The sequence below is a fragment of the Entomohabitans teleogrylli genome, from assembly GCF_001484765.1.
Classification (GTDB): Bacteria; Pseudomonadota; Gammaproteobacteria; order Enterobacterales; family Enterobacteriaceae; genus Entomohabitans; species Entomohabitans teleogrylli.
In genome coordinates this window covers 394,319-415,217 of the sequence record NZ_KQ947377.1, presented here as the reverse complement: position 1 = coordinate 415,217, position 20,899 = coordinate 394,319, and the positions used below count along the sequence as shown (strand labels likewise).

Here is a 20,899-nt window from a genome sequence, read left to right as displayed (position 1 = left end):
AACTCCGTGAGGCTTTATTTACCGGAGTGGTTACTTGTACGTCAGTTTAAATGTGGCATCTGAGCGAACATCGCCAGCCGTAACGGTTTCACCGGTCGCTTCGATATAAGCCTGATAGGTAATAGTGGCGCCATTGCCCAGCGGATATTCGATAGGGGTATTCAGCGCGATTGTCTCGCCTTCTTTATCCAGCAGACGTACGCCGACGCCCTGGGCGCTGGAATCATTCACCAGCAGATTTGTGACGCTGCCAGTGGTACCGGAGAACGTGACGCCAACTTTCGAATAAGCGGTGTCTTCATCAATATCCAGCGTACAGTCAACGAGCTTGATTTCACCCGTTGCCGGACGAGAGTGATCTCCGGCGGTTTTCAGTGAATTGATGGCAACAGAGCCTAACTCAATGGTCTGTTCAATGCTTTCCGGCGCGATAGAACAAGGTGCATCAATGACTGTACCGGTAAAATGAATTTTTCCGGAACCGCCGTTGACATCAGCCATTGCCATCGGGGAGGTGGTCATAACAAATGCCAGAGACATTAATTTGATAGTAGTGTTTCGCATTTTATTTAACTCTTGATATAACATTCAGATAGTAATGATATTGATTCACACTTGTGAGTCCTGCAGTTACGCTTTTATCTCCGGGATAAAATGTTGGGATACAACAAGTGATTGTTTTATAATTCCTTTAGCTACTAACAGCCGTTTATGTCGGGCCTTTGGCTGTTTGTCACTCCTTTGAGGTGGCTAATTCTGATAAAATGCAAACTAACAGTACAGAAATCTTTTTTGTAGGTGAAAAATTATTTTAAATGTTGGATTGTGATGTTTTATTAGAATTTAATTTTTTGTAATCGTTTGGCAAAGTACTGGTTTTAGAATTATTTGCTGGAAGGTTTTAGATAAAATGCTTTTTTTATTATTACGTCGTCATGTATAGGGTTTGTTTAACAAACACATCTTCTCCGCAGGTGTTGTGAAGGATATAATTTATCGACATCAAGACATTACATCTCCTTTTCTCTTTTATTCAGGGCTTTTGTGGCTCTCTGGGGTATTTCTTTATATATGTCAGTTATTTATATCATCGATAATACGATTTATTTTTCTGTATCTGAATCCTGTCTGTATGTAGAAGAGCCCGGCCGCGACCCTATCTATCTTTCCCGCTCGGCAAGTCGCTTGCTGATGGAGTTAGTAAAGAACAGCGGCAAAGATTTGTCCCGGGAGTATTTACTCGACAAGGTTTGGGAGGATTATGGCTATCGTTCTTCCGACGGTAATCTCAATAATACAATTAGCCAGCTACGCAAATCGTTTGTGGCGCTGGGATTGTCAAAGAAGATTGTTGTCACCTTACCTAAAATCGGCTTTCGTTTTGAGGCGCCAGTGAGCCGCCTGGAAGATGAAAATATTGAGCCTGACGGGAGAAGTGAAAAAACCGCCGCGGCGCCAGATATCGATAACGAGTGTCGCGCTGCCGCGCCGGCTGAATGCGCCGCGCCACCGAATGTTTCCGGAGAGCCTGGCCGCCGCCGGTTGATGTATCTGACATTAATGATGGTGTTTATCGGGCTGGTTGGCTATCTGGGGTATTCAACGGCCAGACAAACCCGGCTTCATACCGCGCCGCAACCGCTGTTTAAAATAGAGCAATGTAATATCATCCCCATGGTCCCGGTAGACGATGAAAGGATCGCGCACGTTGTTGATCAAGTGAAGAAGTTCATTGTCCGGCAGGAAATCGCCTGTGCCAGGAAGGAGTATGATATTTTCTTTCGCATGTCGGATAGCCAGTTCGAAAGCCGCTATATGTTTTCTGTCTGCCGACAAAAAAGCGCTGCCGGATATGTCAATTGCCATAATGTGAATACCATGGTGGCCACATCATCACGTAGAAAACCCTTGTCCTGACTCTGCCCCGCGATACCTGGTACAATAATCGCAGATTGCGTGGTTCAGACGATCGCCGAGCGGTTGTAAGGGCTGCGCGATACATTTGATTATGCTTCCTGTTGCCGGTGGCGGGCGGTTTTATCAGTATAAAATTCTGAGGGGATTCTGAACTTCCTGCGACTAACGCGGTAATACGTGATGAGCCAGGTTGTGCGCTGGTATCAATGCGTCTCGCGACATAATAAATGAGTCGGCAGACGGCAGGCTTTTCATCTTGCTGTTCCCCAGGTAACCACTTGAATTATCCGGGATTTAAATAGTTGTTGTATAAACCCGGACTATGTATTTAACATTACTGCGAACTTTCCTATCCATTGAGATTATTCCTGATATCTATTTCCTGGTTTTACATTTAATTTACATAATGCTCCCCGAATTATCCCCCTGGTAATAACTCTGCGTAATTTGTTTTTAGGAAATATCGCAACATACCGCAAGATAACCTACCAGCAAAATAAAAATCGCGAGGTTAAAAAGTTTTTTGATTCCCCTGAGTCGGTAGTGCTTTTAACAAAAAAAAGTATTTGTTAGCATTTTTTGGCGCTCGAAGGACCGGCTGAAAATTAAAGTTTTGTCAGTGATGCTTTAATTATTAACAGGGATTTCGTTGCTATAAAACAGAGGGCTTGTTGTCGTTGCGCGTTAGTTCTCGCCGGCTCTAGGGCTCTTTACTCTTTAGGATATAAGTTTATAACGCAGGAATTTTTTATGAAACTGAATAAAGTTGCTATGGCTGTGGCAATTACTGCCGCTCTGGGCTCTATGTCTGTTCTGGCGGACGTGACTACTGGACAGATCGAATTTTCTGGTGAGTTGGTAAATACCGCATGTGGTCTGGCACCTTCTTCCAGCCCGGTGCAGGTTGACTTCGGTCAGGTACCTGTTTCTTATCTGCAGAATGGCAATCAGGCGACTGAAGCCAAGAACATCGAACTGCAGTACTGCGATACGACTGTGGCTACCAGCGCCATCGTTTCTTATAGCCCGACCAGCGTAAACCCGAATGACGCCACTCTGGCTGCCTTCACCTCTGGTTCTGCTTCTGGTGCCGGTATCGGCCTGAAAGACAGCGCCAGCCAGACTGTAACCTGGGGTACTCCGACTACTGCTGTAACTCTGGTTGATGGTAGCAATGCTATCCCGTTCGTTGCTTTCCTGAAAGCTGATGGCGGTACTTTAGCGGCTGGTTCCTTCCAGTCTACCATCAACTTCACCATCGATTATCAGTAATCGAAAGTGATGTTGGGCACGCGGGGGAATACCCCCGCGTTAATCTGGTGTGATATCCGATAATATGGACTGCTGAGTATGATGATGGAGACAGGAAAAAAGATATCGCTCTCGCTGTGCTTATCCACACTGCTATTTTCCGCTCATGCTTTGAGTACCAATAATGTCACGCCTGGCGAGCTGGCGATTTCTGGAGAGATTATTGCTGCTGCCTGCGATATTGATCCAAATTCACGCGAAATGTGGGTGGCATTCGATGATGTGACTGCGCGTGATATCCATATGAACGCCGAAAATAAGCTGATAAAACCGATTAAGGTGCATCTTACCGGCTGTTCTCCTTATGATAGCGGCGATAAAGAAGGCCGTTATCCTTACGCCACAATTACTTTTACTGGTAATGCTGCAGCGAATGATCCTACCGTACTTATGCCGGATGGTGAAGGAAAGGGGTTCGGTATTCGCCTGCACAATCAGCATGGTTCAGTTTTAACCTTTGGTCAGCCGTCGCCGGGATATGAACTCAGCGATGGGCAAAATATCTTGAGATTTACCGCCTCGCTGGTGCCGGTGCATCAACATATTCAGGCCGGGGATTTTTACGCCGTCGCTCGCTTCTATATGGATTACAACTGAGCGTTACCCATATTTATTCATGCATGACGGGATGCATGTCATATTTCACTGAATGATTCGGGATGAATAGTCATGTCGGTAGAACTAAAAACAAAAATAAAGATACTCCTCCCTCAGGCCCTTATCCTCTGCTGCGCCTCCGTCGTCCATGCCAGTAACGATGTTGAATTTAATACCGATGTGCTGGATGCCGCTGACCGCGGCAATATTGATTTGACGCGCTTTGCTTCGGATAACTATGTTCCGCCGGGCGAGTATTTGCTGGATATTCGTATTAATAGCCAGTCTGTGGGTCAGGAAAAAATCCGCTACGTACCTGCAAAAGACGGTAAGCATACTCAGGCCTGTATTAACAGTAATCTGTTGACGAAGCTGGCTCTGAAAGAAGAAGCACGCCGTCAGGTGGTACAATCTTATGAAGATTGTTACAACGTGTTGAGCTTGCCTGGCTCCAGTCTGAGTAACTATGCCGGGGTGCTGGATATTACCGTTCCCCAGGCGTGGATGAAGTACAGCGATCCAAACTGGACGCCTCCTGAACGCTGGGATCACGGTATTGGCGGGTTCCTGTTTGACTATAGCCTTACTGGTCAGTACACCCGCCAGTTCGATATGAATGAAAATTACAGCTCACTTTCCGGGTATGGCCAGGCTGGCGCCAACCTGGGTGCGTGGCGTTTACGTAGCGAATACCAGACCAACTACTACAGCTCCAATCATAAGTTTGATTTCAACTGGAACCAGATTTACGCCTATCGTCCGCTGCCGACGATGGCGGCGAAGCTGACGGCCGGTGAAATATATCTGAATTCCCAGGTGTTCGACACCGTGCGTTTCACGGGTCTGAACCTGGCCAGCGACGAACGTATGTTACCGCCGAACCTGCAGGGCTATGCCCCGGAAATTCACGGCGTGGCGAAAACCAACGCCAAAGTCACCGTCAGCCAGAGCGGGCGTGTGATTCATGAAACCACCGTACCGGCAGGGCCGTTCAACATCCAGGATCTGCGCAGTTCGGTGCGCGGTACCCTGGACGTGCGGGTTGAGGAACAGGACGGCTCGGTATCCACTTTCCAGGTGAACACTGCCAATATTCCTTATCTGACACGTCCGGGCTATGTACGTTACAACGTGGCGGGTGGTGCGCCGTCGCGCTACAACCACAAAATTCAGGGGCCGGGCTTTCTCTCTGGTGACTTCTCGTGGGGTATTTCTAATGCCTGGTCTCTGTACGGCGGCGCACAGTCTGCCGGGGCTGAATACACCGCGGTATCCTTAGGTATTGGCCGCGATTTAAGCGTGTTGGGAGCCCTTTCTCTGGATGCGACGGAGTCGTACAGCAGAAGAACCGATCGTAAGCGGATTAAAGGAACATCGTACAAGTTCAGCTACGCGAAGACCTTCGATGACTACCACAGTTCTATCACCTTCGCGGGTTATCGCTTCTCGCAGGAAGACTTCCGTTCTCTGTCACAGTATCTGAACGAACGTTATGACGGCTACGACAACCTGGGCCGCGAGAAAGAGATTTACACCATAACCGGAAGTAAAACGTTCTGGGCCAATGAACCAGGTAAGGCGACGACCTTATTCCTGACCTATACCCACCAGAACTACTGGAATCGCAGGAGCCAGGATCGCTACGGCTTATCTGTGGGTCGGACATTTACTATCGGTGATATTCGCGGCATTACCGCTAACCTCTCCGCCTACCGTACCGATTATCAGGGGCGTCAGGACGATGCGATCGCTTTCTCGATTTCGATACCGATTGGCGATAACAAGTGGAGCGGCCTGGACATCCAGACTAACAACGGGAAGACCAGCCCGATGTTGTCCTACACCGACAGCAGTGATTACAACAACCTGTGGCGCGTGCGCGCCGGTGCGAACCAGAGCGGTAACGCCAATGTTGACGGCTATTACCAGCATCGTTCGCAGTACGCAGAGATCAACACCAACGCCAGCTATCAGCAAAGCCACTATATGTCGCTGAGCAGTACCCTGCGCGGGGGCTTTACCGCCACGCGTCATGGGGCGGCGCTGCATAACAGTAGCGCGACGCTTAATACCGCGCGCGTGATGGTCAGCACCAACGGGATTGATGATGTTCCGCTTAATGACGGTAAGTCACGCACCAACTATTTCGGGATAGCGGTAGTACCGGACATCGTCAGTTACAACAGCTTTGATACCCGCGTCGACGTTGATGCGATGGCGGATAACATTGAACCGTCGAAGGCAATTAGCACCTCCACACTCACCGAAGGCGCTATTGGTTACCAGGCCTTTGGTATGGCGAAGGGCGAGAAGATGATGGCTATCATCCGCCTGGCGGACAGCAGTTACCCGCCGTTTGGCGCCGAAGTTTTCAATAGTGACGGCGTCAGCGTGGCAATGATCATGGAAGGCGGTCAGGCCTGGCTGGCGGGCATCAACCCGGAAGAGTCGCTGAATGTGTTCTGGGCGGGTAAAAACCAGTGTCGGATAACGGTACCGCCGTTTGTAGCAAGTAAATCATCGTCTTCACTGTTGCCGTGCCGCTAAGCGGCGCGGGGCAGAGTGACCAACTGTGAATGAAAGGCCAAAAATGAGCATGACAAGCAATAAACGCTACTGGATGGGCGTCATGATGCTGGCGGCAGTAAGCAGTGCCGCGCAGGCAGGGGTTTCGCTGGATCGCACCCGGCTGATTATTACCGGTAAAGACAGTTCGGCGAGCGCCAACCTGACCAACACCAGCCCGGATATTCCCTTTCTGGCTCAGTCATGGGTGGAAGACAGTAAAGGGAATAAAATCACATCGCCGTTGGTGGTTCTGCCACCTCTGCAGCGTATTAACGGTGGCCAGAAAGGGATTGCGCGCGTCACCAAAACTGACGGTATCAATCAATTGCCCCAGGATCGCGAAAGTCTGTTCTATCTGAGTGTGCGTGAAATTCCACCTAAGCCGGATAAAGCCAATGTACTCCAGCTGGCGATGCAGTCGCGTATCAAACTGTTCTATCGTCCGACAGCCATCATCCCGAAGACGAAAAGCGAAGTCTGGCAGGACCAGGTGGTATTCCAGAAGAACGGTAATCGCATGACGGCGCAGAATCCGACGCCGTACTACGTGACTATTATCGGTCTAAGTCGCAGCGGCGGCGGCAAGATCACCCAATTTCCGGGAATTATGATCGATCCAAAATCCAGTCTGGATTTTTCGGTCACTGATGGCAGCGTCAGGGAGTTTTCCATGATGTATGTGAATGATTACGGCGGACACCCGGACCTGAAATACCGCTGTGAAGGAAATACCTGTAAAGCTCTGCCGCCTTCGCAGCAGGGGTAATGGAAAGGAGCCTGACAATGCAAAACCGCTTACTGTTATTGGCACTTATTGCCTCAGGAGTCAGTTTTTCCGCGCTGGCTGATATCCCGTTACAGCCTCAGCACTACAACCAGGGTCAGCGGGTTGAAGATAGCGGCATCGTCCATTTTCACGGCTCCGTCTACGCTTCACCTTGTGTGCTGGCGCCTCAGAGTCGTCTGCAGGTTATTGAACTGGGCGATGTGAGCGCCCGCAGCTTTCGCCAAATGGGCGATCGCAGCAAACCGGTGCTGGTAAAGATTTATTTTAAAGATTGTTTGAAAGGTGCGGCGCAATCGCGCAGTAGCCTGGCATCGAAAACCACCGGTAACGACTGGCGTGCCTATACCACCGGCGAACAGGCGGTACAGTTGACCTTTATTGGCGAGTCGGATCCCGCCAACAGTCAGCTGTTGCGCACTACCGGCAATGTGTTGGGTGCTGGCGTACGCATACTGGATATTAAAGGCAGGGCGCTGGATATTAACCAGACTCAGCCACCTTATGTCGTGAAAACCGGAGATAGCGAGCTGACGTTTATGGCCGCGTTGGAATCCACCGGTACCTGGGTCACCGCTGGTGAGTTTCGCGGTCTGCTACGCCTGAAAATGGAGTACATGTAATGATAAATTCAGGCGTGTTACGCAAAACCCGCATTGCCGTGCTATTGAGCGCGGCGTTATTGCCATGGAGTGTCCTCGCGGTTGAAGGGGAAATTACCCCAGTCGGTGGTTCGAAAATTTATAATATTGATGTTGCGACCCAGAATATTACGTCTAACGTCGTGGGTGCGACTATTCCTTATACTTTTTCTTTAGGTGGACAACTCTATTCTGGTACAGCGATTTGTTCTACGGGTATGCAGAGTCAGCCGATTTTTTACAGCGCTACAGCTTCACTGTTACAGCCAGGGAGTTCATCAGGATATCTGAAACTCAACGACTATATGGACGTTAAGATTGAGGTTTATCTCGGTGGTCATCGAACGGATTACCTTGAAGTACCGTTTGATAATGAATCTAACGAAGCCTATCAGAATAATTGTGTTCCACCGTCTACTACTTTTACTAACTTTGCTACCGGATCTATGGGACGGGTGACTTTTATGATCACCAAACCCATTATCAATGGCGTTAGTTTGACAGGTACTGAGGTGGCGAAACTGTATGGTCGCCTGGGGAGTGCCAGTACCGGGATGGGCTCAACGCCGATGGCGATCATCTACATTAATTCCGGGGTTATTACCGTACCGGATAAATGTATTGTTAATCAGGGAACGCCAATTGTCGTTGATTTCGGTAATGTCGCCAGTACTGGTTCATTACTCAACGGAACCCGCTATAGCCAGTCGGTGCCAATCCAGGTTAAATGTGAAGGTGGTAGTTTTGCCAATGGTGAGCTGAATATCAAACTTGGTATTCAGCAGGCGAATACCGCCAGCTTTAACAGTAATTATCTGGGTACCACCGGTACAGTGGATCGCAGCAATCTCGGCATTATTTTAAAAGACACCGGCGGCAATCTGGTGGCGGCGAACACGTTCTACAATATGACAGGATTTTCTAATAATCAGGGGACCTGGAATCTGGTGGCAGCGCCCATTGCCAACAGCGGGACCAATATTCCCGAAGGGGAATTTCAGGCTTCGGCAACAGTGGTAGCCGAATTCCAGTAAGGAGGGAATATGCGTCTGTTAGCGGCAACACTGGCACTGGTTGGTGTACTACCGGCGTCGCTGTCGGTTCATGCTATGGGGGAATTGATTGGCGGTGATATTACTTTTAAAGGTACCGTCGTAGCCCACGGCTGCAGTATTGTGCCGACGTCGGAAAATATTGCTGTGGATTTCAAGACGATTTCTACAAAAACCCTGTATGCCGTCGGAAAATCAACGCCGGTGGCGTTTTCGATTGAATTACAGGACTGCAGTACCGAGGTGTTTAACACAGTAACAGTAACATTTAGCGGTACGCCGAATCCGAACATGAACGACCGTATCGCTATTACGGCGGTAGGGCCGAATAGTGCCAGTGGAATCGGTATTGGGCTTGAAGAAGCTGACGGTACCGCAATTCAGCTTAATCAGCCGACCAGCGTGGTGGCGATTTCTGGCGCCACCATGAAGCTGGACTTTAAAGCATTTGTGGAAGGGGAGCCCGATGCGCTGAGTAACAATACGCTATCAACAGGGGCCTTTACGGCGACGGCGAACTATACGCTGAATTATCAATAAACGCATTCAGGGATGGTTTGAGATGAATTGTCAGTTTTTCCTTTATGATAAAAACGTGTTTTTTTCCGAAGGAGTGAAGTCGGTTATTTTCGATCTGTTCACTGAAGAGGCTGATGTTTCGTTCTCAAGTTCAGACAGCTTCTCACAATTAGTGAACACTCTGCGTCTTCCGGAAAAAATCAACGATCCACGCTGGGTGCTCTGCGATATTGAGAGCTTACCTGATGAGCGCTTTAATGCGCTGAATATTATTAAAGAACTGTACAGTAAACGTAATCAGAAGCTGATTGTTCTGCTCGGTGAAAACAATGTGTCGCTATTCTTCGCCCTGCATTCTCTGTTGCCTGGCGCCAGCTGGTTGCTGAAGAGCGAAACGCTGGAAAATGTTTTTTCATTTTTTCAGGAGGCGATGGTACTGGAAAATAACCGCAGCTGCTTTAGTTATTCGCTGGTTAACTATACCCGCATGAAGTGGCTGTCCCGGGATCTGGAAAGAAGTATTTCCAGTGACGATTGGTGGCTGATGGAGGAAATTTTTAAAGGTAAAACTCTGTCGCAGATCTCCCTGGAGCTGAATGTCGATGTACGGCGCTTGAGTTACCATAAACGGCGTTTAATGAAAAAGCTTAACGCTAAAAATAACGTTGAGCTGTTTAATGTATTCAAATGTATTGTCGCCACACCGTAGTGGTGATGATTATTTAGTATTTTTGCTTTGCTATTACCAGATTTACTGGCGGGTTCTCCGTCGGTATATACATGCAAGTGATTGCATATTTTTTAAGACTAAAATACAAGGAAATTGGAAAAATGAAAAAACTGAACGCCATTGAAGCTGCAAACGTAATTGGTGGTTGCAAAGACGCTGTTTGCACCAGCTCTTACGAGACCGTTGTGGTTGGCGGTGTTTCTTCCTGTAAGCAAGTAACTACCTGTACTGATAAGCACGGCACCACTGTTTCTATGCGTGATGCCGCTAATGGCATGTGCGTTGTTCCGAACAGCGCTCTGATTAAGTAAGAGTGATGTCGTAGTGTGTGGAGGGCGCCCCCCTCCACACACGCACAATCCTTCAGGTTGCGGTTATGCGCCCTGGAGGATTTTGTGTATCTATTTTCGCGTCAGGATGAGGCGTCAATCAAATGAACGTTAAACGCAGTACGGTGCTTGGCTACACACTATTTGTGGCGTTGATATCAGCATTAATCACCGTGTTATTTTATCATGTATTTGTTTTTAATACCTTTTCCGATAGCGGCGAACATGTTTCGCTGCGCGAGCTGAGCGCCGAACAGATACTTTCCAGCCCAATCGCTGAGAACAACACCATTATCGAGGTGATGTCTTACGGCTGTCATTATTGCGCGTCGAATGAAGAAAACCTCAACGCGTTTAAGAAAACCCTGCCGGCTGGCAGCGCTTTTAAAGTGATTCACATTACTTCGGATAGCAGCGGCCTGGCGCTTTACGCTTCGTTGTTTGCCACCCTGGAAGAGATGGAGATTGAAAGCAAATTGCGTGATAGCGCCTATAACGCAGTGATTACTCGCAATATCAATCTGGCGGATGATGCGGCGCTGGAAACGTGGTTGGTGAACAACGCTATTGACGTGAATGAATATCGCAAAGTTCGGCAAAGCGCTGCCGTTCAGGAACGTCTGAAATATATGGCGGCAATCACCCAGCATTACAATATTAGCGCCACGCCGTCTTACATTATTAATAAGCGTTTTGTAGTGACGCAGGATCGTAATTTCCCGGCGTTTGCTGAGCATATGCTCGAACTGTTGGCTAAGGGCGACGGGCAATAACCGTGGCGCGCTTTCTGGTGGTGTGGTGTGTCTTCAGCGTAAAAAATACCGTCGCCCGGTTGGGCGAGGTGCGCTGGCCGCTGGCCGGAACGGCGAGATCGTTGCTGCGTCTGGTGTTGCGCTATGGTCATATGCCCACCCTGCTGGCGATAACCCACGGATTGTGTCGCCTGCGCCTGTTGGGCTGGGGCTACCGCGACCGTAGCGCCGTGGCGACGCAAAACTTTCGCTGTCTGACCGGTCAGCCTGGGCGTATTGACGCGGCATGGATCGCGATGCGCCGCCAGATGCTGGAGCTGGGGGCAACCTGGGGTCAGAATCCGGCGTGTTTGCGTCAGGTGCAGGCCTGTATTAGCGAACTGGAACAGGTCGTGGCACCGCTACATCAACAAAACATTCCTGTAGTCCTGGCGCCGCTGCATGCGGTGTCCGACATTATCGCTGCCATGGTGGGGTCCGCCGTGACGCCGGGCCGCGCCAGCGTAGTGGTCTCATCCAGCGTTGAACAGGCGGAGCTATTTAACCAGCACGCCCGGGAACTGGGCGGGGTTGAGCTCTCCTACTGCTCAATTCATCAGGACAATAAGCAGCTTGCCGGTGAACTGATGTCATTAATTAGCGATGTGGCGGACGGCAGGCAGAATATGATCATCTTCCCGGATATTACTCCGGATTACACCATCCAGACCGACGAAGCCCACTCAGGCAAAATCGCCTGCCGACTGTTTGGTCGGACAGCAAAACTGCACAGCGGCGTGGCGCGTCTCTCCCGGGTAGTGGCGGCGCAGGTGGTCTTTTATCACCTCAGTTATCAAAACGGGCTCACCATAAAAATCCACCCGCCAGTGACGGCCAGGCAGGTCGCGGCAACGATGCCGGCGATTATCGAAAATACCCTGCGCGATTATCCCGGGGACTGGCTGCTATGGCATAGCCATTCGCTCTATTTTATTAATCATTAAGCGTAATAATGAAAACGATAATTCCCGACATGATATTTCAGGAAGAGACCAACGAGTGCGGTCTCGCCTGTATTGCTATGCTGGCGCAAACCCGGGGGGTGTCTCTGTCTCTGGAAGCGCTGCGCGAGGTGTTTCCAGCCTCCGATCACGGTACTTCGCTCAATGATTTATCGAATATCCTGCAGCGTACCGGTATCGCCACCACCCCGGTGTTGTTTGATCACCAGGAATTAGGAGAGCTGCCGTTTCCGGCGATTCTGCATTACGGCGCCAGCCATTATGTGGTGCTGGCTTACCGCAAGGGGAATACCGCCTGCGTGATGAATCCGGCGATTGGTCAACAGTGGCTGCCGTTTTCCGCCCTTAAAAAAGAGATCAGCGGCTATGCGCTAATCCTTGAAGATTCTCCTGCTCAGACTGCGCCTGCTCCCGGGGAGATCCCCGGTCAGGGTAAAAAAATGGCTGGCGCCATGAGCCTGAAAGAGACGGCGGCGGTACCGGGGATCTACGGGCTGATGCTGATGACCTTCCTGGTGTCGTTAACGCTATTTTTAATGCCGACCATGGTCAGTAATGCGATTAACCAGGCGTTCTCCAGTACCGGAAATATGGATTTCCCGTATTTTCTGTTCATTATCGCCTTTGTCGCTTCCACCCTGTTAGCGCTGGGAGTCAGGGTTATCAGCGAACGCTTCATTCGCCGTTTTGTGCTGCTCCATAGCGGCATCGGGTTTTCGCGCTTGCTCAGTAATCCGCTGCGTTTTTTTGAAAAACGTGCGCCGGGGGAAGTGTTCAGCCGCTTTGTCGCCTGGCAGGGGGGATTAACCCAGAAAATCGAACTGGATAACGGCCTGCGCTCTGACTGGGTGATTTGCGCTATCGCTATCGGCATTATGTTCTGGATTGCGCCAGTACTGGCGGCTATTTCCGCCGTTGGGGTAACCATTATGGGGCTTATCAGTATCTGGGCGGTAATACGCGATCGCTGGTATACCCAACAGTTACAGTTAAAAAGTGCTTCCCTGAACGACTTCTTTATGGAAACCCTGCAGGGAGTGCTAACCATCAAGACTGCCGGGCTGGAGAGTCAGCGTAAAACCCAGTTTGCCGCGTTGTCCCACGATTTATTCACCTGCATGCAGCGCCAGAAAATTTACCAGCAGATTAAAGACGGTTTCTACCAGCTCACCGGTAGTCTGGAAATGGTGATTTTTATGCTGATGGTATTGCCATTGGTGAACAGTAAGCAGATTTCGCTGGGAGATTTTTTCGCCTATAGCTTCCTGCGTCAGATTTTCACTTCTTACATCACGCGCATCTTTTTCTCCATCATCCGCAAATCGCAGCTGCACGTGATTGATACCCGGGCCCATAGTCTGTTCCCGCAGCGAGAGACAGTGGAGCCGATGACTGGGTCGCAGGGCGGCGGCCAGCAGGCGCAGAGGCTGACATTCGAGCGCGTCAGTTTCCATTACGATCCGGTTAAGCCAGTACTCAATCAGGTTGCTCTTGATCTGCCTCCAGGCAGCCAGATTGCCATTGCCGGGGAGTCCGGCGCCGGCAAAAGTACTCTGCTGCGCCTGATTGCTGGTTTGTTTTCTCCACAACAGGGGCGTTGTCTGCTGGATGAGCGCGAGGTTACCAGCAGGCAACTGGCGGAGCAGGTATGGCTACAGAGCCAGGAAGACATTCTGTTCAACGCCTCGGTACTGCAAAACATTACGCTGTTTGACCCCTGGTATAGCGATAGCGATCGCAGCCGGGTGGAGTCTCTGCTTGATAGCCTGGCGCTGGGGCCGGTGGTGCGCGCGTTACCCGGCGGGATGGAAGCGCTGATTCGCGAAAGCCATGCCGCCCTGTCTCTCGGCCAGCGTCAGCGTCTGTTGCTGGCCCGGGCGATGTACAGCACGCGTCCCATTCTGCTGCTCGATGAGCCTACCGCCAATCTGGATGATGACACGGCGCAAATCGTCATGGCGACGATTCGCCGCCACTGCCGTGAGAGCGGCAAAACGCTCATCGTCGTGACCCATAGCGAACGCATTCTTGGTCACTTTCCGCAGGTTTACCGTCTGGCGGAGGGCACCCTGACGCGTCTCGACATGGGTGAAATAACGGCGATGAACCTCAGGGAGTTAACCGCATGAAGTCGTGGCAACTGCGTAACAAAAAATCACGCTGGGTTCTGGCTGTGGTCGTCGCGGCGGCGTTAGTGGCGGGGGGCGGCGCTTATTATGCTCTCAGTCCGGCGCCGCAGGCGGCATTACTCACCGATCAGGTCGACAGCGGCGATATTGAAAAGGTGGTGCTGGCGACCGGCACCATTAAACCCTCGGTACAGGTGAACGTCGGGGCGCAGGTTAACGGCCAGTTGCGCAAGCTGTTTGTGCGTCAGGGGGAGCGGGTGCAGAAAGGCCAGCTACTGGCGGAAATCGATCCCACGATTCAGCAGTCCGACCTGCGTAACGCCACAGCCCAACTGGACAGCGCCAGAGCGCAGAAAGCGGCTTCTGAGGCAACGTTAATCCAGTATCGCAAGGCGCTGGATCGTGAACTGGCGATGCAGCGCGACGGCTCCGGGGTGACCAGCGATCTCGATCTGGCTCAGGCGCAGTACGACGCTCAGGTACAGCAAGTCGCTATGAATGAGGCGCTGATAGTACAGGCAGAAATGGCGGTACAGACCGCTAATGCCAACCTCAGCTATACGCGTATTGTGGCGCCGATGGATGGCGAAGTATTGGGCATTGTGACCCGTGAAGGGCAGACCATCGTCTCCTCCCAGACCGCACCGACCATTCTGGTACTGGCTAACCTTGACAAAATGCTGGTTCAGACGCGCATTTCCGAAGCTGATATTCAGAAAATCCATCCTGGTCAGTCGCTGTGGTTCTACGTGATAGCCGATCCGGATAAGCGCTATGAAAGTGAACTGGGTTATGTCCAGCCGGCTCCTCAGGAGGCACTGGAGGACCAGTCCGGTGGCTACGGTGCGAGTAATCAGCAGAGCAATGCCGTCTATTACAACGGCACTTTTGAGGTGGATAACACCGAACGCTTGCTGAAAACCTCAATGACGGCGCAAGTGTTTATTCGCGTCGCTGAAGCGAAAAACGTGCTGCGGATGCCGGTATCAGCGCTGGGACGTTCGTTGGGCGATGATCGTTATCAGGTGACGGTGCTGGAGGTGAACGGCCCGCAGGAGCGCACGGTACGTATCGGGATTAATGATCGCCAGTTCGCAGAAGTGGTGGAAGGCCTCATCAAAGGCGAAAGCGTCGTGATTCAGCAGGACAGGGTACAGGGCTGATGATATGAGCAAATCGCTTATTGTTCTGCGCAATGTTTTCCGTGTTTTCAGCGCCGGTACTCAGTCTATTCAGGTGCTGAAGGACGTATCGCTGTCGATAGCACCTGGGGAGATGGTGGCGATTGTCGGCTCCTCCGGTTCCGGAAAATCGACCCTGATGAACATCATTGGCTGTCTGGATAAACCAAGCCGCGGTGAGGTGTACATTAACGATATCCCGGTACACGAGGCCGACAGTGGTGAACTGGCCGAACTACGCAGCCGCTGGCTGGGATTTATCTTCCAGCGCTATCACCTGATGCCTTATCTCACTGCGGAAGAGAATATCGCTATTCCTGCCTTGTATACGGCCATGCCGGCGGCGGAGCGCCAGCAGCGGGTTCAGTTACTGGCGCGCAAACTGGGGATGGATTCTCGTTTGAATCACAAGCCGGCCCAGCTTTCCGGCGGCCAGCAGCAGCGGGTCAGTGTCTGTCGGGCGCTGATTAACGGCGCGCAAATTATTCTCGCCGACGAACCGACCGGCGCGCTGGACAGCGCCAGCGGCCGGGCGCTGATGGGGGTTTTGCACCAGCTGCACGCTGATGGCCATACGGTGATTATCGTTACTCATGACCGGGAAGTGGCGCAGCAGGCGCAGCGGATTATTGAAATCAGCGACGGTGAGATTGTTGCCGACAGTCTTAACCACAGCCGGACGGCGGAGCAGGAAACGCATCGCCTGCCGTCGGTGCAGGACAACGGCCGCGCTTCCCTGTGGCGCGGCGTACATGAATCGATGCGCATGGCCTGGCGATCGCTGCTCGGTCATCGGATGCGCGCTTTTCTCTCCATGCTCGGCATCATTATTGGTATTTCGTCCGTGGTGTCGTCGATGGCGGTGGGGGAAGGCGCCCGCAGGGCGATCATGGACGAAATCGGCAAGCTGGGTAATACCACTCTGGAAATCCGCCCGGGTACCGGCTGGGGCAGTAAGCGACCGGACATGGAGCGGGCGCTGTCGCTGGAAGATGCGGCCAGCCTGAGCAAACTGCCGTGGGTGCTGGGGGTGTCGCCGATTGTGTCCAGCATGAGCACCGCGGTGCGCAAGGGCTATGATTCGTCGATGATGCTGTCCGGGGTGTCCGGGGACTATTTTTCGCTGCAGGGCATCCGCTTTGTCCAGGGTAACGGTTTTACCACTCGCGATGTGGCCGATCGGGAACCGGTGCTGGTGCTTGATGAGATCAGTAAAGCGACGCTGTTTCCCGGAGATGAAGATCCGCTGGGACAGATAGTACAGATCGCCGGCGCGCCGTGGCGGGTGATTGGCGTCGCCAGCAAGCCAGGACCGAAGGTGGTCAGCGGATTTATGTCCGCCTGGATCCCCTATACCTCGCTGTTGCAACGTATCTCCGGGGATAAACCGCTGGAGGCTATCACCCTGCGCTTTCAGGATGCCCTCACCCCCGGCGAGGCGACGCGGCGCGCTGAGAGCCACCTGATTCGCGAGCACGGCAGAAAAGACTTCTTCACCCAGACCGATGAGCAACTGGCGACGGCGCTACAGAAAACCTCAGACTCTATGTCGCTGCTGATCACCGCTATTGCGGCGATTTCGCTGCTGGTGGGGGGGGTTGGCGTCATGAATATCATGCTGGTTTCGGTGACGGAACGGACTCATGAGATAGGGATTCGCCTCTCGGTCGGCGCCCGGCCGGTCGACATTATGAATCAGTTTCTGATTGAAGCGGTGATGATCTGCGCGCTGGGCGGGTTGACCGGCGTGGTGGGCTCCTGGCTGGCCGGCAGCATTTTTTCTCTGGTAACTGATGAGTTTTCGATGGTGTTTACCTGGCTTCCGGTGGTGATAGCCTGCGGATTTTCCGCGCTAATCGGACTGACATTTGGTTATTTCCCGGCGCGCAGAGCGGCGCGACTGAATCCTACTGAGGCACTGGCGCGCGAATGAAACTTCACAGGCTATTACCGGTTATTTTGCTGCTGTCGGGCTGTGGGAGCTTTACCCGCAGCGACTATCAGCGACCAATGCTTTCGGTACCGGAAACCTGGCAATGGCAGCAGGCATCCACGCAGGAGAGCGCGCTGCAGGCGACGGCGGGCGCCCAGTGGTGGGAGCAGTTTGGCGACCGGCGGCTGTCGCGGGTGATTAGCCAGGTACTGGAGAGCAATAACGATCTGGCCGCGGCGGCGATTACTCTGCGCCAGGCGCGGGTGACCGCCGGGCTGACCAATACCAATCTGACGCCGGACGTTTCGGCGACCGGTTCTGGCTATAACACCAAAAATATCCGCCATGGCGGCGCGTCCCAGGAGAGCTACAGCACCTCTCTTTCCCTGAGTTATGAACTGGATTTATGGGGAAAACTGGCGCGCGCCCGGGAGCAAAGCGAATGGGAAGCGGTCGCCAGCGAGCAGGATTATCAGGCGACGGTCCTGTCTACCATTGATACCACGGCGCAATTGTACTGGACCATTGCGCTACAGAATCAGCAGCTTGATAACCAGCGCGCCAGCCTGAGGATAGCCAGCGAAACGCTGGCCCAGATTGAATCCTGGCAACGCGCCGGAAAAACGGGGCAACTGGATGTCCTGCAGGCGCGCCAGACGGTGATCAGCCGCCAGAACCAGGTGCGTAATCTGGAGCAACAGCGGGCGGCGTCGCGCAACGCCCTGGCGCTGTTGCTCAATCGCCCGCCGGCCCAGCACGCGGATGAAGCGCCGGGGTTGAGCGCCGGCCAGCGGGTGCCGATCGCCTCCTTCACGCCGCTGGAGGTCATTTCCCGGCGCCCGGACATACAGGCTGCCGAATCGCGGCTGCGCGCGGCGCTGGCCGGATCGGACGCCGCCCGGCTGAGTTTTTACCCGACGCTGTCGCTGGAAGGCGTGCTCAATGCCGGCAGTCAACTGTTCCGCCAGTGGTTCAGTGAACCAACGCGTATGGCCGGCGCGGCGGTGTCGCTGCCGTTTATTCAGTGGAATACCGTACAGTTGACCATCGAACAGTCCGGGTTACAGGTCCAGCAGGCGGCGGTGACATTCCGCAGTACCGCCTATACCGCGCTGTCCGAAGTGGATAACGCCATGGAACAGCGCCTGAGCGCCGATGACCAACGCGCCAGGCTCCAGCAGTCGCTATCCCTCAGCCAGCAGCGGCTGGCGCTTACCCGCAGTCGCTATCAGGCCGGCGCGGTGGACTACCAGACATTACTTAACGCCCAGGATGAACTGCTGACCCTGCAGGATAGCCTGGCGCAAAACCAGTACGACTACCTTTATGCCACTCTGCAGCTCTGGCTGGCGCAGGGCGGCGGCAACCCGCAACAGAGGACACCCCAGAATGCGTCACAATAATCACGTTTACCGGGTGGTGGTAACCGGCTATGGCGCCGTTACCCCACTGGGCGCCACGGCGGCGGAAAGCTGGCAGGCCATTATGGATTACCGGGAAGGGTATCGTTACGTGGATAAAACCGCCAACAACATCAATACCCACTTTCTTGGCCAGATCGATAACGAGCCCAGCCTGAAAGGGGTGCCGGCCGTTATTCGCCGCCGCCTGCCGCGCCACGCGCGTCTGGCGCTGGGGGCGGCTCGGGAAGCGATGGCGATGGCATTCGGCGACGGCCAGCCGCAGGAGAGTTACGACCCGCTGATGTGCGGTGTGATTATGGGTACCGGCTGGGCGGGGCTGGATGAGAACTATGATGCGGTTGCCGAATTTGAGCAGACCGGCGTCTCATCCCCGTTTAACTGCTTTTTTTCTATGCCGAATGTGACCACCGCGGCGTGCAGTCAGTTATGGAACCTGCGCGGCTACCAGAATACGCCGGTGGCCGCCTGCGCTACCGGCACCATCGCGATTGGCGATGCTTATCAGGCGATTCGCCATGGCCGCGCCAGCATGATGCTGGCCGGCGCCGGGGAGTCGCTGAACAGCAACTGCGCGGTGTGGAATATTGATGTGCTCGGCGCCCTGAGCCGCGAGACTGACGATCCGGCCCGGGCCAGTTGCCCGTTCAGCCTGCAGCGCAGCGGGTTTGTTTTGTCGGAAGGCGGCGCGGTACTGTGTCTGGAAGAGCGCGACAGCGCTATTGCCCGCGGCGCGCCAATTATCGGCGAGATAACGGGCTATGCGAACTTTTCCGATGCGTTTGATTTTACCTCGCCGGCGGAAGATTGCGTGGCGCGGGTGCGGACAATCCGTCAGGCGCTCGGCGATGCCGGGCTGCAGCCGGAGGATCTTGACTATATCAATGCACACGGTACTTCGACGCCCCTCAATGACGTTAATGAATCCCAGTCCCTGAAAACGGCGCTCGGCGAGGCGGCGTATCGTATCCCGGTTTCCAGCACCAAATCCTATTCCGGCCATCTGATCGCCGCGGCGGGTAGCTTTGAGAGTATCGTCTGTCTGCAGGCTATGGCCGCGGGCATCATGCCGGCGACCGCCCACCTGACCCAGCCCGATCCGCAGTGCGACCTCGACTATATCGCCGAAGGTCACCGCCGCGGCGAGATTCGCCGCGCCCTTAATTTGAGCTTCGGTTTTGGCGGCGCGAATGCCGCGCTGGTGCTGGAGAGACCCGCGTGAAGCCGCTCCACTACACCCTGGCGGACGCACATCAGTGGGCGGCGTTTTCCGGCGACTACAATCCGGTTCACTTTGACCTGCCGTGGGTGCAGGCGCAGGGCGGTAGTCAATTGAGCGTACACGGGATGCGCGCGCTGCTGGACGTGAAACGCTACGCCGGCGAACTGTTCGCCGCGCAAAACGCGCCTCAGTCGGACTATCTGAAATGCGTGGTGCGGCTGCGCCGACCGCTGTGGTGCGACACTGACTGGCTGTTAGTCCCGGACGCCCCAAAAAAGCGCCTGGCCGCCACGGCGCGGGTACTGTGCCCGGATACCCGCGAGGAGTGCCTTTCGTGCCAGATAAGTCCGCAGGACTGGCCGGATACTCCGCAGGGAAGTCAGCGTACGGATATCTCAGCCGATATGTTGCTGAAATTACAGCAAAGCTTCAGCGTGTTAGCCCCCGGCGCGGCGCTGTGGCAGTTGCTCGATGCGTTGCTGTTCCGCCAGTTAATTCACGATGAAGCTCTGCTGCGCCAGGAAAATATCGCCGCCCTGTTGCCGCAGGGGGCCGCGCTCCAGGACGTTTTTTCCCGCTACCCGGTACTGCAGACCCATCAGGAACTGGTGTTCGATAGCCGGCTGGCGCGCCGCTGGCAGGAGACAATGCTGCCTGAAGCGCTGGAACTACAGCTTCTGCCGTCGCTGGTGGTCGGCGACATTCACAATGGCGCGCTGATCCGTATCACGGCGGCGGCGCGGCTGAATGAACAATATTTGACCAATGCCATCACTCTCAAAGTTGGCCCTGTGGCCCATTGATAATTAAGG

General features: G+C 53.4%; 19 protein-coding genes. 18 read left to right on the top strand and 1 reads right to left on the bottom strand.

All coding sequences use genetic code 11. From position 1 onward, the window contains the following. Positions 1-30: 30 nt before the first annotated feature. Positions 31-564, bottom strand: coding sequence for a fimbrial protein (locus tag AQ981_RS05090; RefSeq protein ID WP_071608814.1), 534 nt, complete (start codon positions 562-564; stop codon positions 31-33). A gap of 507 nt (positions 565-1,071) precedes the next feature. On the opposite strand from AQ981_RS05090, the gene AQ981_RS05085 reads away from it, so the two are divergent. The 18 genes from AQ981_RS05085 to AQ981_RS05000 all read left to right on the top strand — a co-directional run bounded on the left by AQ981_RS05085 (position 1,072) and on the right by AQ981_RS05000 (position 20,890). Continuing rightward, positions 1,072-1,917, top strand: coding sequence for a winged helix-turn-helix domain-containing protein (locus AQ981_RS05085; RefSeq protein WP_058910663.1), 846 nt, complete (start codon positions 1,072-1,074; stop codon positions 1,915-1,917). Between the two features lie 750 nt (positions 1,918-2,667). After that, positions 2,668-3,189 (top strand): fimbrial protein, encoded by a 522-nt coding sequence (locus AQ981_RS05080; protein WP_058910662.1) that lies wholly within the window; start codon positions 2,668-2,670, stop codon positions 3,187-3,189. Between the two features lie 78 nt (positions 3,190-3,267). After that, entirely contained in the window at positions 3,268-3,825 is a 558-nt protein-coding gene (locus tag AQ981_RS05075; protein ID WP_058910661.1) for a fimbrial protein, read from the top strand. 72 nt (positions 3,826-3,897) lie between these two features. Next, on the top strand, positions 3,898-6,372 hold the full coding sequence (locus AQ981_RS05070) for a fimbria/pilus outer membrane usher protein (RefSeq protein ID WP_058910660.1): 2,475 nt from the start codon (positions 3,898-3,900) through the stop codon (positions 6,370-6,372). Positions 6,373-6,415: 43 nt separating this feature from the next. Then, on the top strand, positions 6,416-7,159 hold the full coding sequence (locus AQ981_RS05065; RefSeq protein WP_058910659.1) for a fimbrial biogenesis chaperone: 744 nt from the start codon (positions 6,416-6,418) through the stop codon (positions 7,157-7,159). A 17-nt stretch (positions 7,160-7,176) separates the two neighbouring features. After that, complete coding sequence (locus tag AQ981_RS05060) at positions 7,177-7,800, top strand: fimbrial protein (RefSeq protein ID WP_058910658.1); 624 nt, start codon at positions 7,177-7,179, stop codon at positions 7,798-7,800. Next, on the top strand, positions 7,800-8,852 hold the full coding sequence (locus AQ981_RS05055) for a fimbrial protein (RefSeq protein WP_058910657.1): 1,053 nt from the start codon (positions 7,800-7,802) through the stop codon (positions 8,850-8,852). Before AQ981_RS05060 ends, AQ981_RS05055 begins: the two co-directional genes overlap by 1 nt. Positions 8,853-8,861: 9 nt before the next feature. Further along, positions 8,862-9,410: a fimbrial protein gene (locus AQ981_RS05050; RefSeq protein ID WP_058910656.1), complete on the top strand. Its 549-nt coding sequence runs from the start codon at positions 8,862-8,864 to the stop codon at positions 9,408-9,410. Positions 9,411-9,432: 22 nt separating this feature from the next. Then, a complete protein-coding gene (locus AQ981_RS05045) occupies positions 9,433-10,098 on the top strand; it encodes a LuxR C-terminal-related transcriptional regulator (protein WP_058910655.1) in 666 nt (221 codons plus the stop codon). 122 nt (positions 10,099-10,220) lie between these two features. Further along, the gene (locus AQ981_RS05040) at positions 10,221-10,430 is read left to right on the top strand and encodes a DUF4762 family protein (RefSeq protein ID WP_058910654.1); all 210 of its coding nucleotides are present in this window, start codon (positions 10,221-10,223) and stop codon (positions 10,428-10,430) included. Between the two features lie 122 nt (positions 10,431-10,552). Next, positions 10,553-11,221, top strand: coding sequence for a DsbA family protein (locus AQ981_RS05035; RefSeq protein WP_058910653.1), 669 nt, complete (start codon positions 10,553-10,555; stop codon positions 11,219-11,221). A gap of 2 nt (positions 11,222-11,223) precedes the next feature. Next, entirely contained in the window at positions 11,224-12,183 is a 960-nt protein-coding gene (locus AQ981_RS05030) for a lysophospholipid acyltransferase family protein (RefSeq protein WP_058910652.1), read from the top strand. Between the two features lie 8 nt (positions 12,184-12,191). Then, positions 12,192-14,330 carry a peptidase domain-containing ABC transporter gene (locus AQ981_RS05025; protein ID WP_058910651.1) on the top strand — a complete coding sequence of 713 codons (2,139 nt, stop codon included), beginning with the start codon at positions 12,192-12,194 and terminating at the stop codon, positions 14,328-14,330. Beyond that, positions 14,327-15,493 (top strand): efflux RND transporter periplasmic adaptor subunit, encoded by a 1,167-nt coding sequence (locus tag AQ981_RS05020; protein WP_058910650.1) that lies wholly within the window; start codon positions 14,327-14,329, stop codon positions 15,491-15,493. The genes AQ981_RS05025 and AQ981_RS05020 overlap by 4 nt, the downstream gene beginning before the upstream one ends. A 4-nt stretch (positions 15,494-15,497) precedes the next feature. Next, the gene (locus AQ981_RS05015) at positions 15,498-17,444 is read left to right on the top strand and encodes an ABC transporter permease (RefSeq protein WP_058910649.1); all 1,947 of its coding nucleotides are present in this window, start codon (positions 15,498-15,500) and stop codon (positions 17,442-17,444) included. Further along, positions 17,441-18,847 (top strand): TolC family protein, encoded by a 1,407-nt coding sequence (locus tag AQ981_RS05010; protein ID WP_058910648.1) that lies wholly within the window; start codon positions 17,441-17,443, stop codon positions 18,845-18,847. Before AQ981_RS05015 ends, AQ981_RS05010 begins: the two co-directional genes overlap by 4 nt. Further along, a complete protein-coding gene (locus tag AQ981_RS05005) occupies positions 18,834-20,087 on the top strand; it encodes a beta-ketoacyl-[acyl-carrier-protein] synthase family protein (protein ID WP_058910647.1) in 1,254 nt (417 codons plus the stop codon). Before AQ981_RS05010 ends, AQ981_RS05005 begins: the two co-directional genes overlap by 14 nt. Next, positions 20,084-20,890, top strand: coding sequence for a hotdog family protein (locus tag AQ981_RS05000; RefSeq protein ID WP_058910646.1), 807 nt, complete (start codon positions 20,084-20,086; stop codon positions 20,888-20,890). Before AQ981_RS05005 ends, AQ981_RS05000 begins: the two co-directional genes overlap by 4 nt. The last annotated feature ends 9 nt before the right edge of the window (positions 20,891-20,899 follow it).

Bases quoted from the DNA above. Each gene is read 5' to 3' on its own strand.
- AQ981_RS05090 (WP_071608814.1), bottom strand. From the start codon at position 564: ATGCGAAACACTACTATCAAATTAATGTCTCTGGCATTTGTTATGACC.
- AQ981_RS05015 (WP_058910649.1), top strand. From the start codon at position 15,498: ATGAGCAAATCGCTTATTGTTCTGCGCAATGTTTTCCGTGTTTTCAGC.
- AQ981_RS05025 (WP_058910651.1), top strand. From the start codon at position 12,192: ATGAAAACGATAATTCCCGACATGATATTTCAGGAAGAGACCAACGAG.
- AQ981_RS05085 (WP_058910663.1), top strand. From the start codon at position 1,072: ATGTCAGTTATTTATATCATCGATAATACGATTTATTTTTCTGTATCT.
- AQ981_RS05065 (WP_058910659.1), top strand. From the start codon at position 6,416: ATGAGCATGACAAGCAATAAACGCTACTGGATGGGCGTCATGATGCTG.
- AQ981_RS05035 (WP_058910653.1), top strand. From the start codon at position 10,553: ATGAACGTTAAACGCAGTACGGTGCTTGGCTACACACTATTTGTGGCG.
- AQ981_RS05050 (WP_058910656.1), top strand. From the start codon at position 8,862: ATGCGTCTGTTAGCGGCAACACTGGCACTGGTTGGTGTACTACCGGCG.
- AQ981_RS05075 (WP_058910661.1), top strand. From the start codon at position 3,268: ATGATGATGGAGACAGGAAAAAAGATATCGCTCTCGCTGTGCTTATCC.
- AQ981_RS05060 (WP_058910658.1), top strand. From the start codon at position 7,177: ATGCAAAACCGCTTACTGTTATTGGCACTTATTGCCTCAGGAGTCAGT.
- AQ981_RS05070 (WP_058910660.1), top strand. From the start codon at position 3,898: ATGTCGGTAGAACTAAAAACAAAAATAAAGATACTCCTCCCTCAGGCC.
- AQ981_RS05080 (WP_058910662.1), top strand. From the start codon at position 2,668: ATGAAACTGAATAAAGTTGCTATGGCTGTGGCAATTACTGCCGCTCTG.
- AQ981_RS05020 (WP_058910650.1), top strand. From the start codon at position 14,327: ATGAAGTCGTGGCAACTGCGTAACAAAAAATCACGCTGGGTTCTGGCT.
- AQ981_RS05005 (WP_058910647.1), top strand. From the start codon at position 18,834: ATGCGTCACAATAATCACGTTTACCGGGTGGTGGTAACCGGCTATGGC.
- AQ981_RS05040 (WP_058910654.1), top strand. From the start codon at position 10,221: ATGAAAAAACTGAACGCCATTGAAGCTGCAAACGTAATTGGTGGTTGC.
- AQ981_RS05045 (WP_058910655.1), top strand. From the start codon at position 9,433: ATGAATTGTCAGTTTTTCCTTTATGATAAAAACGTGTTTTTTTCCGAA.
- AQ981_RS05010 (WP_058910648.1), top strand. From the start codon at position 17,441: ATGAAACTTCACAGGCTATTACCGGTTATTTTGCTGCTGTCGGGCTGT.
- AQ981_RS05055 (WP_058910657.1), top strand. From the start codon at position 7,800: ATGATAAATTCAGGCGTGTTACGCAAAACCCGCATTGCCGTGCTATTG.